Consider the following 15,145-nt stretch of genomic DNA (forward strand, 5'->3'; position numbering starts at 1 on the left):
CAAGCCCCCTCACCACACAAGCTCCCTCGCCACAGGTTTCGTGTCAGCCCGTTAAACCGTTTCTGACTTGTGCGCCACAAACCGCATCATCCACTCCGCAACGGTAGCGCCATGATGCTCATGCTCAAGGCTGGCCACGCCTTTGGAGTAGATTTGCTCGCCCAACGCTTGTTGACGGATATCCAACAGCGCGCGCGAATAATCGTGAATGAACTCCGGATGCCCCTGGAAGCACAGCACCTGATCGTTGATGTGGTAAGCGGCGAACGGGCAGAAATCGCTGGAAGCGATGACCGTGGCGTTTTCCGGTAGCGAGGTCACCTGATCCTGGTGGCTGATCAACAAGGTCAACTCTTCCCTGACCGGGCTCATCCACGGCGCCTTGGCGGCGAGTTTGTAGCTATGGGTGCCGACGCCCCAGCCTTGGGTTGCACGTTCGCTTTTGCCGCCCAGCAACAGCGCCAGCAACTGATGGCCGAAACACACGCCCAGCAGTTTGTCGCCGCGCTCGTAGCGGGTCAGCAGGTAAGTTTTTAGGGTTTCGATCCACGGGTCGGTGCCAAAGGAATCGGCCTTGCTGCCCGTCACCAGGTAGGCGTCGAACGTCAGGTCGTCGCTTGGGTATTCGCCCTGCACCACGTTGTAGACGGTGAACTCGGCGGCGATAGGCTGCTGCGAAAACAGGTGTTTGAACATCTGCCCGTAGCCCTGATATTGGTCGACCAATTCCGGACGCAGGTGGTCGGTTTCCAGAATGCAGATGCGTAACGACATAAAAAATACCTGACGCGTGATGGGAATAATGCACACCCCAGAGCCTGCCTCGAAACACCGTTCCAAGGCAAGCCCCGCGAGGCGTCACCGGTCCCTTAAAACGCCTCCCCTTTAGCGGCTTTTTCCAGCAACAAGGCCGGCGGATTGAAGCGCTCGCCATACTGCGCCGCCAGGTATTGGGCGCGGGCGACGAAGTCTTGCACGCCGTATTGATTAATGAATTGCAACGCACCGCCGGTCCAGGCCGCAAAACCGATACCGAAGATCGAGCCGACGTTGGCGTCTGCCGTCGACATCAACACGCCCTCCTCCACACAGCGCACGGTCTCGATGGCTTGCACGAACAGCAGGCGATCACGCACATCCTTTGGCGAAATCTGCCCGTCAGGCTTCTCGAAGCGGCTTTTCAGCTTCGGCCATAAATGTTTCTGGCCGGCGGCCGGGTATTCATAGAAACCGCCTCCTGCCGCTTTACCGGGCCGTTTGTATTCGTTGAGCAGCAAGTCAATCACAGCAAACGCCGGGTGTTCAATCAGCGGTTTCCCTTCTGCTTGCAGGTCTTTGGCCGTTTGCTGGCGGATATGGCTCATGAGGCTGAGGGAAACTTCGTCAGAGATCGCCAGAGGCCCGATGGGCATGCCAGCCTTTCGTGCTTCGGTTTCGATCATCGGCGCGCTGACACCTTCGCCGAGCATGGCGATGCCTTCGTTGGTGAAGGTGCCGAACACCCGTGAAGTAAAGAAACCGCGACTGTCGTTGACCACAATCGGGGTTTTCTTGATTTGCAGGACGAAATCGAACCCGCGAGCCAGGGTTTCGTCGCTGGTGTGGGCGCCTTTGATGATTTCCACCAACGGCATTTTTTCCACAGGACTGAAGAAATGCAGGCCGATGAACTTGGTCTGATCCGGCACCGCAGTGGCCAGGCCGCTGATCGGCAAGGTCGAGGTGTTAGAGGCGATCACGGCATCCGGGCCGACGACTTTTTGCGCGGCCGATGAGACTTTGGCTTTGAGTTCACGGTCTTCGAATACTGCCTCGATAATCAAGTCGCAACCGGCCAGGTCCGCATCGCTTTCGGTGGTGCGGATCCGCGCCAGGATCGCCTCACGCTGCTGCGCAATCATTTGGCCGCGCGCGACTTTCTTGTCCAGCAGCGCTGCCGAATGGGCCTTGCCCTTCTCTGCTGCCGCCAGGGTGATGTCCTTGAGCACCACCTCGATGCCCGCCGATGCGCTGACAAACGCGATGCCCGCGCCCATCATCCCGGCGCCGAGCACCCCGACTTTTTGCGTCACGTAAGGGGCAAAACCTTGCGGCCGTGACCCACCGGCATTGATCTCGTTGAGCTGGAACCAGAACGTGCCGATCAGGTTTTTCGAGATTTGGCCGGTGGTCAATTCGGTGAAGTAACGGGTTTCAATCAGGTGCGCGGTATCGAAATCCACCTGAGCACCTTCAACCGCCGCGCAGAGAATTTTCTCCGGCGCGGGCATGCAGCCTTGGGTTTTGCTGCGCAGGATCGACGGCGCGATGGCAAGCATTTGCGCGACTTTCGGGCTGGACGGTGTACCGCCCGGGATCTGATAACCCTTCACGTCCCAGCGCTGAATCGCCGTTGGGTTGGCCAGAATCCAGGCCCGTGCCTTGCTCAGCAGTTCGCCAGGATCTTTCGCCAACTCGTCGATCAATCCGGCCTGCAACGCCTGTTGCGGTCGGACTTTTTTGCCTTCGAGCAGGTACGGCAAGGATTTCTCAATGCCCAGCATCCGCACCATGCGCACGACCCCGCCGCCACCCGGCAACAGGCCGAGGGTGACTTCCGGCAGGCCGAGTTGCACGGACGGATTGTCCAGCGCCACGCGGTGATGGCACGCCAGACAGATTTCCCAGCCGCCGCCCAATGCTGCGCCGTTAATCGCGGCCACCACCGGTTTTCCGAGGGTTTCCAGGGTGCGCAATTGGCCTTTGAGCGTCAGCACCATGTCGTAGAACGCTTTGGCTTCGGGTTTGCCGACTTTGATCAGTTCATTGAGGTCGCCGCCGGCGAAGAACGTCTTCTTCGCCGAAGTGATGATGACCCCGGCAATGCTGTCTTTTTCAGCGACCAGACGGGCCACGCAGGCGGCCATGGCTTCGCGGTAGACCGCGTTCATGGTGTTGGCGCTCTGGCCTGGCATGTCGATGGTCAGGACGACGATCTGGTCCTGACCTTTTTCGTAACGAATGGCTTCAGTCATGAACATGTTTCCTTGAAAGTCGGGGGCTCAGAGGCGTTCGATGATGGTGGCAATGCCCATGCCGCCGCCGACACACAGCGTCGCGAGGCCATAGCGAAGGCGTCGGGTTTCCAGCTCATCGAGCAGCGTGCCGAGAATCGCGCACCCCGTGGCGCCCAGCGGGTGGCCCATGGCGATGGAGCCGCCGTTTACGTTGACCTTGTCCGGGTCGATGGCCATGTCCTTGATGAATTTGAGCACCACCGAAGCAAACGCTTCATTGACTTCAAACAGGTCGATGTCTTCGACCCGCAGGCCGGCCTTGGCCAGAGCTTTACGGGTGGCCGGCGCGGGGCCGGTGAGCATGATGGTCGGGTCGGTGCTGGTGACCGCCGTGGCGACGATCCGCGCCCGTGGCTGCAAGCCCAGCGCCCGCCCCTTGGCTTCGGAACCGATCAGCATCAGCGCGGCGCCATCGACGATCCCGGAACTGTTGCCCGGCGTGTGAACGTGATTAATCCGTTCGACATGGCTGTAGACGCGCAACGCCGTGGCATCGAAGCCCATCTGCCCCATCATCTCGAAGCTCGGTTTGAGCTTGCCCAAGCCTTCCAGGGTGGAGTCGGCGCGAATGAACTCATCGTGATCGAGCAAGATGATGCCGTTCTGATCCTGCACCGGCACCAGTGACTTGTTGAACGAACCGTTCGCCCGCGCCCGCGCTGCTTTCTGTTGCGAGTGCAGCGCGTAGGCATCGACGTCCTGGCGGCTGAAACCTTCAAGAGTGGCGATCAGGTCAGCGCCCACGCCTTGCGGGGTGAAATGACTGTGCAGGTTAGTCTCCGGGTCCAGCGCCCAGGCCCCGCCGTCACTGCCCATTGGCACGCGGGACATCGACTCGACACCGCCGACCACCACCAGATCTTCGAAACCGGAGCGCACCTTCATCGCGCCGAGGTTCACCGCCTCAAGGCCCGAAGCGCAAAAGCGGTTGATCTGCACGCCCGAAACGCTGACATCCCAATCCGCCACCTGGGTCGCGGTCTTGGCGATATCGGAGCCTTGATCACCAATCGGCGTCACGCAACCGAGCACGACATCATCGACCTGGCTGGTATCGAGCGAAGTGCGCTGTTGCAACGCAGTGAGCAGCCCGGCCACCAGATTGACCGGTTTGACGCTGTGCAAGGCGCCATCGGCCTTGCCTTTGCCGCGGGGCGTGCGTAACGCATCGAATATCAAAGCTTGGGTCATGACGTCCTCGAACCTGGGCGGTGAGTAAATACTGAGCACTCACTCTTATGCCGAGCGGCCGCGGATTCAATGACCGCAGCGCTCACAGACGTTGACGGACACGCTCAGACGGACGGTAGTGAGCAATAGGATTAACCGATTCAGGACACGGAGCTGTCTAGTAAAAGGGCGCCCAAGAAGCTGGCAATAGGCCTCATATCATTTTTAGAGCTTTTAGCGGCAGCTCTATACGAAATGGATCTAAACCACGGGTGACGCGGGCTCTAAGGTGAAGTGTACGAAGTTGTCGTCGGGTTTTGCCGAGGCGCTCGTCTGACAGGAAGTGCAACGCTCTGCCGTCATGGAGATATGCAGGCAGGCATCAGGAAATAACAAAAAAGGCGGTCAAGCCATGTTCAAACATTCGAAAGTACGTCAAGCCGGGCTCATTCTTTTCGCTACCACGCTGTTGTTGATTTTGCCGAATCTGACCAAGGTGATTGGCTAGTCGGGAAAAAATACGGCGTCAGGTATTTATATCGTCATTTTAAAAATGTGACTGGCTCGCTACCCGAGCCAGCGTGGGTGTGCCAACCTTTGTGGCACCTTCACGACATGGATGGCGATCTATTGAAAACGCTCACTCTGATCGGGGCCTTGCTGCTCAGCACGCCTCTGTTTGCCGCACAGCTGAACCTGGAGCTGGGCGCGAGCAGTCGCACCTGGCAGACCGAGGAACTGCTCAAGCACCCGCAACTCCAGACCCTGCGCATTGCCGACGACGTTTCCTACAAACGAGACATGAGCTATCAAGCGGTGCCGCTGGCGGCGTTGTTGACCGGCATCAAGCCTGCTGACCATCTACAAGCCGTGGCGCTGGACGGATTTGCCGCCGAACTGGCCGCTGCACCGTTGCTCAACACCCAAGGTGCGCAGGCATGGTTGGCGATTGAAGACCCGGCCAAACCGTGGCCAGCGTTGTCTGAAGGCAAGCCGAGTGCCGGGCCGTTTTATCTGGTCTGGACGAATCCTCAAACAGGCAATATCAGCCCCGAGCAATGGCCGTACCAGGTCGCCAGCATCAAGCGCATGGCGCCGGTGGCCGAACGCTTCCCTGCCCTGCTGCCGGATCCGGCCTTTAAAGCGGACGATCCGGTCAATCTAGGTTTTGCGCTGTTTCAGAAGAACTGCCTGGCGTGCCATCGACTGAACGGCGCCGGAGATGCGCAATTCGGGCCGGATCTGAATATTCCGTATAACCCGACCGAGTATTTTGGGGCGGACTTCCTGAAGCGGTATATCCGTGATCCGCAAAGCTTGCGCCAGTGGCCGCAGGCGAAGATGCCGGGGTTTACCGCGCAGGTGTTACCGGAGCGGGATCTGGAAATGCTGGTGGGGTATTTGAAGCATATGGCCGGGCGCAAGGTTAAGCCCTGACCCTGAATCCATGTCGGAGCGAGCCTGCTCGCGATGGCGGTGTGTCAGTCACAGGTTTGCTGACTGGAAGACCGCTATCGCGAGCAGGCTCGCTCCCACAGGTTTTTGTGGTGCGGCAGATTATTGCTGTTGGACAGAGATAACCGGCATCGGCGTTGGCGACACAAACACCTTCGCATGCATCTGCTCGCAGCCGCCGCCCCGGCGCATTCCGCGTACCGGGCAGGCATCCAGGTAATCCAGGCCCACGGCCAGTTTCAAGTGACGCTCCGGTCGGGCCAGTTCATTGGTCACGTCAAAACTGTACCAGGCGTCATCGAGCCAGGCTTCCGCCCAGGCGTGACTGGCCAGGTGTTCGCTGTTCTCGCTGTACAGATAACCCGACACATAACGCGACGGAATGCCCAGGCTGCGCGCGCAGGCGAGAAAGGCATGGGTGTGGTCCTGACAGACGCCTGAACGCCCGGCGAAGGCCTGAGCCGCGCTGGTGTCGACTTCGGTTGCGCCGGGCGTGTAGGTCATGTGCTGGTTAAGGCCATGCATCAAGTCGATCAGCGCGGTGCGATCCCGACGTGTTTTGCATTCCTTTTGCGCGAACGCTCGCAACGCTTCGTCGGGCTCGGTCAGGCGCGTGAAACGCAGGAACGGCAGCGCCGACTGGCTTTCATGCTCGGCTTCGCGCAGTTCGTCGATATCGACCTGACCACGGGCGCCGATGATGATCGCCTCATGCGGCTCGTCCATGGTCAGCACGTGCAATATGTTGCCGAACGGATCGAGTTGCGCGCGTACCGGGCGCGGCAGGTCGAGCTGCCAGCTGAGCACGTGCTGACGCTCGCTGTCGTGGGGTGTCAGTCGCAGGTACTGGATGCTCGCCCGCACCTGATCTTCATAGTGATAGGTGGTTTCGTGGCTAATGGAAAGTCTCATGCAGCCTCCAGGTAAGAACTGTGAATGGCGTTGCCCAACTGGCGCACCAGCGGGATGAACTCGGTCAGCCAGGCGTGCAGGCCTTCGTCGAGAATTTCGTTGATGCCGGTGTAGCGCAGGCGCGCGTCTATCTCAGCGGCCAGGCGTTGTGCCGGACGGCCGTTGGCCCCCGGCAAACTGGCGAGGATCTGGTCGATTTCCTCGGTGCAGGCGCGCAGGGAGCGCGGCACATCGGCCCGCAGCAACAGCAACTCAGCCACATGCCGGGCACCGGGGGCGTCGCGGTAGATCTCGGTGTACGCCTCGAACGACGACAGCGCACGGAGCAATGCGCTCCACTGATAATAGGCATGCGCCGTACTGTCACTGACGGATTCAGCTTGATCGCCGGCCATTTCGTAGCGAGCGTCGAGCAGGCGCAGCGTGTTGTCAGCCCGTTCGATAAATGTTCCCAGACGAATGAAGCGGAACGCATCGTTACGCATGATGGTGCCGTAGGATGCGCCCCGAAACAGGTGGGAACGTTCCTTGATCCATTCGCAAAAACGGCTCATTCCGTAGCGGCTCAAACCCTGTTCGGCGATCCCGCGAATCTCCAGCCAGGTGGCGTTGATGTTTTCCCACATGTCGGCGGTGATTCGCCCACGCACCGCATGGGCGCTCGCCCGAGCGGCGCCGAGGCAGCTGTAGATGCTCGCCGGGTTGGCCGCGTCCAGGGCGAAAAAGTGCAGCAGCCGTTCGGCATGCAACTCGCCGTGACGCTCCAGGTAATCATCCAGGGTGCCGGTGATCAGCAGCGGCATGGCGAGTTCGTGCAGCCCGTCACCGCGACCATCCTGTGGCATCAGCGACAGCGAATAACTGATGTCGAGCATCCGTGCGAGGTTTTCCGCTCGCTCCAGGTAACGCGACATCCAATACAAATCCGAGGCAGTTCTACTTAGCATGGCAAGCTTCCTTCAATCCTCGACCACCCAGGTGTCCTTGGTTCCGCCACCCTGGGAGGAATTCACCACCAGAGAGCCTTCACGCAAGGCGACACGGGTCAAACCGCCGGGCACAACCCGGGTTTCGCGGCCAGACAATACAAACGGACGCAAGTCGATGTGGCGTGGGGCGATGCCGTTTTCGACAAAGGTCGGACAGGTCGACAGGGACAACGTCGGTTGCGCGATGTACGCGTGCGGCTTGGCTTTGATCCGCGCGCGAAACGACTCGATTTCCGCCGCCGTCGCCGCCGGCCCGACCAGCATTCCGTAACCGCCGGAGCCCTGGGTTTCCTTGACCACCAGATCGGGAAGATTGGCCAACACGTGGGACAGTTCAGATGAATTGCGGCACTGGAACGTCGGCACGTTTTTCAGGATCGGTTCTTCGTCGAGGTAGAAACGGATCATGTCGGTGACAAACGGATACACCGACTTGTCGTCCGCGACTCCGGTACCGATGGCATTCGCCAGCACCACATTGCCGGAGCGGTACGATGACAGCAGGCCCGGAACGCCCAGCATCGAATCCGGATTGAACGCCAGCGGGTCGAGGAATGCATCGTCGAGGCGACGGTAGATCACATCGACGGCTTTCGGCCCGTCTGTGGTGCGCATGAACACCTTGTCATCGCGCACAAACAGGTCCGCGCCTTCCACCAGTTCAACGCCCATCTCCCGGGCCAAAAAGGCATGCTCGAAAAACGCGCTGTTGAAGCGACCCGGCGTTAGCACCACCACGCTCGGATTGTCGATCGGGCTGGAGCTTTTCAGGGTATCCAGGAGCAAATTCGGATAGTGATCGATGGGGGCAATGCGTTGCGCCGCGAACAGTTCGGGAAACAGCCGCATCATCATCTTGCGATCTTCAAGCATGTAGCTCACACCGCTGGGTGTACGCAGGTTGTCTTCGAGCACGTAGTACGTGCCGTCGCCGTCGCGTACCAGATCGACACCAGAGATGTGCGAATAGATATCCCGATGCAGATTCAGCCCTTGCATCGCCAACTGGTATTGCTCGTTGGCCAGCACTTGCTCGGCAGGAATGATGCCCGCCTTGATGATGCGCTGCTCGTGATAGAGGTCGGCAAGGAACATGTTCAATGCCTTGACCCGCTGAATGCAGCCGCGCTCGACGACCCGCCATTCACTGGCAGGGATGCTGCGAGGGATTGTATCGAAGGGAATCAGGCGCTCTGTCCCCTGCTCGTCCCCATAGAGCGTAAAAGTAATCCCGGCGCGATGAAACAACAGATCGGCCTCGCGTCGCCGTTGTGCCAAAAGCTCGTCAGGCGTTTCGGCCAGCCAACGGGCAAACTCCCGATAATGCGGGCGGACCTGGCCGCCGGCATCGTACATTTCATCAAAATAGGTGCGGATCATGCCGTACTCCTTGTCACCCGGACACCTAGGCTTCGCAAGGCCCGTGCCATCGGCATAAACGCTTTGATATCAATCAGTTGGAAATCAACACCGTTAATACCGCACCAATCCCGTGCAGCAAACGCCCCAACTTGATTGCCCCCGCTTCATTGCAAGGCGACGTTGTCGCCTATCACCAGCATAGTCAGAGTTGATTTCACTGCCCGCCCGTCCGTGCGGATAATCCGCGCATTCGCTGGAAAACAGTCAGAACTTCCCTTTAGCCGCCTGCTCAGGCGGTTTTTTTGCACCGGATTCTTGTTTCAGGGTTTTGCCGGAAGGATTTTGCCGCCCCATAAACTAAAACGGCCAACCCGAAGGCCAGCCGTTAGTGCGTGTCACTGTTCATAAGATTATGCGAGTAGCCCTCGTACCTCCTGCTTGACGCCCCATCCTTCAATGATGCCGCCCAGAGGCTCGACCACGGCCTCAAAACATTGCTCGAAATCGCCGATGTCATCGTATGTGGCGTACATGACTTTACTCAGTTCGAGCGCCCATGCGCCGTCGTCGCGCACACTGATTTGCGCATTCAAGGACTCACCACGGTAATGACCAGCTGCTCTGCGGGCCCGCTCCTCGTCGGGAAAAATGGCGTAGAACTCAATGGGATGGAATCTTGAAAAGTCGAAACCGCCTTCTTTCATGCGGCGCAGCACCGAGCTGCTGATGTCTTCTTGATAGGCTGTGCTCATGAAACGTCCCCCTCATATTGATGGATAGACTTTCCGTATTCCCGGCACGCGCAACCGAGTGGTGCGAGCGATGCGGCAACCTCGTTGCCGGTGGGAAGCAAGCATGTAGCTGACAAGACCAGACCTTAGCGATCCATTCGCTGATCTCGATTGCAGAGTAGCCTCAAGAGAGAGCCGCTGCCAAGGACTGGATGAGAATGTGACAGGAGATGTTCAGATTGGCGTGATGCCGAGGATTTGTATGCTGTTCTGGGCTTTAAGACTTTTGACAGTCGCATCGGGAGTTCGCCCTTCCAGATCATTCAGATCCAGTACGGCGGCGACAGGAAGCAGTCGGGCCTTGATGAGTTTGGCGGCATGCTCATTATCCGGGCACTCGTCGCACTCAAAGACTTCATCGACTGTTTCACCGTGATCATCCACGAAAGTGATTTTCCACTTTTGCATCAGTGCCTCCTCGATAAAGCCCATAAATGGGCTTACATGCATCTGGACTTTTTCGCGGACTGTTCGTTCAACGGATTACGGGATTGGAGCCTGAAAAATACATGCCTCATGTAGGAGCCGAGCTTGCTCACGAAAGCGGTGTATCAGTCGACATGTGTATTGACTGATACACCGCTTTCGCGAGCAAGCTCGGCTCCTACAGGGAATGAGTCAGATCCGTACGTCAGCCCGCGGCCCGGTGATGGCCCAGATGATCAGCCCCAGCACCGGCAAGCACGCGATCAACAGCACCCAGAGGACTTTCATCCCGGTGGTGGCGCCACTTTTAAACACATTGATGATGGCCCAGATATCCAGCACGAAAATGATCAAGGCAATCAGGCTGTTGAACGTAGAACCCATGGTGACGCTCCCTAAGAGTGATTTTGCACTCTTAGGATAGCCGCCCAATGCCAGGGTTCCGATTTTTTACTGGATTAACGTCAGATATGGATCGCCACTTTCAAGGCTTCCAGGGATGGCGCAGCGGCAATGCCGACCTCGGCGCACAGTTCAAGCACCCGTGGCACGTCGTTGCCGAAGACCAGCACCACTTGCAGTTCGTCGTCGAGCAACTGGCTGAAGTTTATCAGCGTGTAGCCGCCGTTTTCCTTGTTCATGCTGCCCATTTGCACCTGAATGCGGTTGAGCGCGGTCAGGGCTTCGGTTTTGGCCAGTTGCTTGGGTTTGATATTGAAATCAACACCGGGGCCGAACGAAGCGACGATGCGGGCGAACAGGTCCATGTACGTGTCGGCCTGGAACAGCACCGTCTCCGGCAGACTGCCGACAACCACCCATTCACCCAAGGCGATCGGGAACGTGTCGTCGTAGTTGATATCCGGGTTGGCCGTCAGAAAAGCTTGAGGATCGGCGTAAGCCTGAGCCGCTTCGTCAGCGACCTTGAGGATTTCGTCATCGCCCATGCACCCGGAGCTGATTTTGCTGAGGAGTTCGACGAGTGCGGCTTTCATGAGGTGGATCCTGTAGCGAATGATTTTTGAGGGCGCGAAGGATAGCGCATTCGGATGAAGTTACCGAGCAGGGTGAGACCTGTGGTGAGGGGTTTGGTACCCCACCACAAAGGATCAGCCGAGCAGTTTTTCCAACTGAGCGATGGTGTCGGTGGCGCCGAGGGTTTTCGCGGCATCGAGTGCCGACACGCCATTGGCGTCCTTGGCTTTTGGATCGGCACCTTTGCTGATCAGGTAGTCGACGATTTCGACGCGGTTGAACATCGCCGCCATCATCAACGCGGTTCGGCCATCAAACGATGAACCCTCCACTTGCGCCCCGCCGTCTACCAGTGCCTTGACCACTGCCAGGTCGCCCTTGAACGCGGCACCGGCAATCGGGCTTTGGCCGTTGTCATTGCGAATTTCCGGGTCGGCCTTGTGTTCAAGCAGGACTTTTACGGTATCCACATGGCCATGGTAGGCGGCCAGCATCAGCAAGGTGTCGCCTTTGTGGTTGCGCAGATTAGGCGGCAGGCCTTTGGTCAGCAGCGCAGCCATCATGGCCGCATCACCCTCGCGCGCTTTGTTGAAGACCTGTTCGGCAAATTCAGCGGCTTCTTCGGGGGTCATCTGGCGGCTTTGGTCTGACATCGGGGGCTCCACGTTGGGTTATTCGCAAAGCCGACAGTTTCCCGAGCAGCCCCCATGCTGTCACTTGTTTTTTCTCAAGGGTAACCATAGCTACATTCAATAGCGGTACTTGCCGCCGTGAATATCCGCCAGCACCTGCTCGGTTACCTGCACATAAGTCTGGGTGCCAGGTAGCCAGGCGTAGATCGGGTCATCACCGGTTTTGTCGGGGTCGAAGGCTTCGTCCTTGAGCCGGGTCTTCTGGTATTTGAACGTCCCGGTGGTCTCCATTTTCACTTTTACCCGCAGGAACAGCGGCACCGCATAGGCAGGCATTTGCTGACGAGCGAAATCCAGCAATTCGCTGAAGTCCAGGGTGGCCAGGGATTCGGCCGGGGTAATCGCAGCCATGCCGGCGCGCCCGTTGGTGTTTCGGATCTCCACGCCATACGCCACGGCTTCCGCAATCTGCGGATATTGCAGCAGGATGTTTTCGACTTCCGTGGTCGAGACGTTTTCGCCTTTCCAGCGGTAGGTGTCACCCAATCGGTCGACGAATTGTGCATGGCCGAAACCAATGTTGCGCAGCAGGTCACCGGTGTTGAAGTAACGGTCGCCCTTCTTGAACACGTCATGCAGCACGACTTTTTCGGTTTTTTGCGGATCGGTGTAGCCGTCCAGCGGAGCTTTGTCGTCGATTCTCGCCAACAACAGACCCTGCGTGCCTTTGGCCACTTTGTTCATGAAACCCTTGGCATTGCGAATCGGTTGGCCGCTGTCATGATCGTAGGTCACCAATTCCCAGGCCATCAGCGAGAAACCGATGGTGTGGTCAAAATTGAGAATGTTGGTGAAGCCGATGTTGCCGTCGCTGGCCGCATACAGCTCGCAAATATGCTTAACGCCAAAACGGGTCTTGAAGGCGTTCCACGCGCCAGGACGCAAACCGTTGCCGATCATCTTGGTCACGCCGTGTTGGCTGTCCTCGGCACTGGGTGGTTGATCCACCAGATAGCGGCACAGTTCGCCCACATAGCCGAGGGTGGTCGCTTGATATTTGCGTACGTCACTCCAGAACTGGCTGGCACTGAACTTGCGGCGGATGGCGAACCCCGAGGCGCCGCTGATGGCCGAACCCCAGCACACGCAGAGCCCGGTGGCGTGATACAGCGGCAAGGTGCAATAGAGGATGTCGTGCGGCTGCATGTCTAGGGCGATCAGGCCGAAACTGGCAGAGCTGCGCATCCAGCGCCCGTGCTTGAAGACGCCGGCCTTGGGCAGCCCGGTGGTGCCCGAGGTATAGATATAGAAACAAGGATCGTCGAAAAAAACCTGCTGGCTGCTGGCAGGGTTGTCGTCGGCTGCATCGGCACTGGCCGCCATCAGGTTGACGAAACCGTCGGGCGCAATGCCCGGATGGTTGTAGGTGGCTTGATCGGCGACATACCAGGTTCGCGCCGGGGCAATGGACACCCGTTCGCGGACCTGCGAAAACGCCGGGACCAATTCGCCGCCGACAATGATCGCCAAGGGCGCCACCAGGTTCAGGCTGTGCAGGAGGGTATCGCGGGTCTGCGAAGTATTGAGCAACGCGCTAATCGCGCCGACCTTGGCCACCGCCAGAATCGTCACCAGCAACTCCGGACGGTTTTCGATGAAGACCGCGACCACGTCACCCTTGCCGATGCCTTGGGCAATCAGATGATGAGCGATGCGGTTGGCCCATTGATTGACCTGCGTATACGTCAGTGCCACGTCGCCCTGCAGTAACGCGGGGCCATCGGGATTGCGCAACGTCGCCTGCTCGAAACACCAGCCCAGGCCACACGGTTGGGTCGGATCCTTGATGTTGGCGACTTTCAGGCCTTTCACCACGCGGGGAATGGCTTTGGCAATCGTCGGCAGCTTGCGGAGCATCATGCCCCAGGTAATCGTGTCGTTCGGCGTGCGTTTCATGCGTGTTCCCGCTGATTTTTTTATTGTCGGGCGGCGTTCTTCGAGCTCGAAAATACGTCAGCGGTTCTTGAGCTGTACACGCGGTTTTTGCAATGTTTTGTATCCGCAGCCCGGACTAACGAACGATGAACCTCGACCTGCCAATTGGCTCCATCGAAACAGCAACGATCTTTCAAAATGCAGGATGCACGATGGCCATTCATGCAGATTGCACGAAACCGAAAATCCGGTAAAAGTTTAACTGATTGATTTATATAGATTTTTTAAACTTAAAATACTGGCACAATCGCTGCAACTACCTCTCCATGCTTGCCAATCATGTGCACACGGAGCTGATAGACATGAACCTGATCCAAGAAAAATTTTCGTCCCTGTTCTCCAACTTCGAAGTGACCACCCAAGCGCGTCCTGACGGCGGGATTCTGCTGACCCTGCGCAGCACCGAAGGCCGGGTGTTCAAGCGTTCGATTTCCTACCAGCAATTGCATGCTGGCGATCAGTTGTCGTGGGTGATCAGTGCGATTCGTCGTGACCTTGCGGAACAGGCCAGTGAACTGCCGCAGATCTCCATGTTGCAAAGCCAGCAACGGTTTGCTTTGCCGACCTATCACACGGCGTAATTCGTCAGGACAGTACAAACCACTGTGGGAGCGAGCCTGCTCGCGAAGAGGGCGTATCAGTCGAGATTAATGTTGACTGATACACCGCTTTCGCGAGCAAGCTCGCTCCTACAGGGTTATGTGCATTGTTCTTAAAAAGTTGAAGGATTGATCCGCGCGAAACGGTCAGTCCTCAAGACGCGGGAAGCGGCTGGCGATGTCTTCGCCGGTGAAGTTGGCCACCCAGCCTTCAGGGTTATTGAACAGGCGGATCGCCACAAAGTGTGGATGCTCGCCCATGTCAAACCAATGCGGCGTACCGGCCGGTATCGAGATCAGGTCGTTCTTTTCGCAGAGCACCGCGTAGACGTAATCGTCGATGTGCAAGGTAAACAAGCCACGGCCTGCAACGAAAAATCTGACGAGGTCTTCGCCATGACAGTGTTCATCGAGGAGCTCGGCGCGCAGTTCGGCTTTTTGCGGGTGATCACTGTTCACGCTGATAACGTCGACGGTGATGTAACCGCGTTCGGTCATCAGTTGGTCGATTTGTGCCTGATACGCGGCGATCACTTCTTCCTGAGTGGCACCGGGCTGGATTTTCGCCGCCGCTTGCCAGCGGTCGAAGCGCACGCCCTGCTCGGCCAGGGTCGAGGCGATGTCTTCGAAATGGGTCAGCACCTTGTTCGGCAAGTCAGGGCTTGAGACGTGGTAAACGGACAGGCTGCTCATCAGGGCAACTCCTTAACGGTTCATGCTTTACGGTTAAAGAGCGCGCGCGTCTTCAACTCGCACTCGAAAAAATTCAAAGGCCTCGATCTG

15 protein-coding genes are annotated in these 15,145 nt (G+C 58.1%); 2 read left to right on the plus strand and 13 right to left on the minus strand.

Annotated elements, in window-relative coordinates; all coding sequences use genetic code 11:
- Nucleotides 1–51: 51 nt before the first annotated feature.
- The 3 genes from ACWGZX_RS05095 to ACWGZX_RS05105 form a co-directional block, all read right to left on the minus strand.
- Entirely contained in the window at nucleotides 52–774 is a 723-nt protein-coding gene (locus ACWGZX_RS05095; RefSeq protein ID WP_452627531.1) for an amidotransferase, read from the minus strand.
- A gap of 95 nt (nucleotides 775–869) precedes the next feature.
- Nucleotides 870–3,014, minus strand: coding sequence for a 3-hydroxyacyl-CoA dehydrogenase NAD-binding domain-containing protein (locus ACWGZX_RS05100; RefSeq protein ID WP_452627532.1), 2,145 nt, complete (start codon nucleotides 3,012–3,014; stop codon nucleotides 870–872).
- Nucleotides 3,015–3,041: 27 nt separating this feature from the next.
- A complete protein-coding gene (locus ACWGZX_RS05105; protein WP_027922518.1) occupies nucleotides 3,042–4,247 on the minus strand; it encodes an acetyl-CoA C-acetyltransferase in 1,206 nt (401 codons plus the stop codon).
- Nucleotides 4,248–4,841: 594 nt separating this feature from the next.
- Here ACWGZX_RS05105 and ACWGZX_RS05110 point away from each other — a divergent pair.
- Complete coding sequence (locus ACWGZX_RS05110; protein ID WP_223518724.1) at nucleotides 4,842–5,663, plus strand: c-type cytochrome; 822 nt, start codon at nucleotides 4,842–4,844, stop codon at nucleotides 5,661–5,663.
- 120 nt (nucleotides 5,664–5,783) lie between these two features.
- Here ACWGZX_RS05110 and ACWGZX_RS05115 read toward each other — a convergent pair whose 3' ends face one another.
- The 9 genes from ACWGZX_RS05115 to ACWGZX_RS05155 all read right to left on the minus strand — a co-directional run bounded on the left by ACWGZX_RS05115 (nucleotide 5,784) and on the right by ACWGZX_RS05155 (nucleotide 13,724).
- A complete protein-coding gene (locus ACWGZX_RS05115; protein ID WP_223518722.1) occupies nucleotides 5,784–6,593 on the minus strand; it encodes a transglutaminase family protein in 810 nt (269 codons plus the stop codon).
- Complete coding sequence (locus ACWGZX_RS05120; RefSeq protein ID WP_452627533.1) at nucleotides 6,590–7,540, minus strand: alpha-E domain-containing protein; 951 nt, start codon at nucleotides 7,538–7,540, stop codon at nucleotides 6,590–6,592. Before ACWGZX_RS05120 ends, ACWGZX_RS05115 begins: the two co-directional genes overlap by 4 nt.
- Nucleotides 7,541–7,552: 12 nt before the next feature.
- Nucleotides 7,553–8,962: a circularly permuted type 2 ATP-grasp protein gene (locus tag ACWGZX_RS05125; RefSeq protein ID WP_452627534.1), complete on the minus strand. Its 1,410-nt coding sequence runs from the start codon at nucleotides 8,960–8,962 to the stop codon at nucleotides 7,553–7,555.
- A gap of 392 nt (nucleotides 8,963–9,354) precedes the next feature.
- On the minus strand, nucleotides 9,355–9,696 hold the full coding sequence (locus ACWGZX_RS05130; protein WP_223518717.1) for a ribonuclease E inhibitor RraB: 342 nt from the start codon (nucleotides 9,694–9,696) through the stop codon (nucleotides 9,355–9,357).
- Nucleotides 9,697–9,909: 213 nt separating this feature from the next.
- On the minus strand, nucleotides 9,910–10,143 hold the full coding sequence (locus ACWGZX_RS05135) for a hypothetical protein (protein ID WP_223518716.1): 234 nt from the start codon (nucleotides 10,141–10,143) through the stop codon (nucleotides 9,910–9,912).
- A gap of 210 nt (nucleotides 10,144–10,353) precedes the next feature.
- Nucleotides 10,354–10,545: a PLDc N-terminal domain-containing protein gene (locus tag ACWGZX_RS05140; RefSeq protein WP_452627535.1), complete on the minus strand. Its 192-nt coding sequence runs from the start codon at nucleotides 10,543–10,545 to the stop codon at nucleotides 10,354–10,356.
- An 80-nt stretch (nucleotides 10,546–10,625) separates the two neighbouring features.
- Nucleotides 10,626–11,156, minus strand: coding sequence for a hypothetical protein (locus ACWGZX_RS05145; protein WP_452627536.1), 531 nt, complete (start codon nucleotides 11,154–11,156; stop codon nucleotides 10,626–10,628).
- A gap of 114 nt (nucleotides 11,157–11,270) precedes the next feature.
- Nucleotides 11,271–11,789: an ankyrin repeat domain-containing protein gene (locus ACWGZX_RS05150; RefSeq protein ID WP_223518709.1), complete on the minus strand. Its 519-nt coding sequence runs from the start codon at nucleotides 11,787–11,789 to the stop codon at nucleotides 11,271–11,273.
- A gap of 96 nt (nucleotides 11,790–11,885) precedes the next feature.
- Entirely contained in the window at nucleotides 11,886–13,724 is a 1,839-nt protein-coding gene (locus ACWGZX_RS05155; RefSeq protein WP_452627537.1) for a long-chain-acyl-CoA synthetase, read from the minus strand.
- A 341-nt stretch (nucleotides 13,725–14,065) separates the two neighbouring features.
- Between ACWGZX_RS05155 and ACWGZX_RS05160 the strand changes: the two genes are divergently transcribed.
- A complete protein-coding gene (locus ACWGZX_RS05160) occupies nucleotides 14,066–14,344 on the plus strand; it encodes a DUF3509 domain-containing protein (RefSeq protein WP_223518706.1) in 279 nt (92 codons plus the stop codon).
- Nucleotides 14,345–14,509: 165 nt separating this feature from the next.
- Here the strand turns inward: ACWGZX_RS05160 and ACWGZX_RS05165 are convergent, their stop codons facing one another.
- Nucleotides 14,510–15,055, minus strand: coding sequence for a 1,2-dihydroxy-3-keto-5-methylthiopentene dioxygenase (locus ACWGZX_RS05165; RefSeq protein WP_452627538.1), 546 nt, complete (start codon nucleotides 15,053–15,055; stop codon nucleotides 14,510–14,512).
- Nucleotides 15,056–15,145: the final 90 nt, after the last annotated feature.

Source organism: Pseudomonas sp. CLCA07, assembly GCF_053615335.1.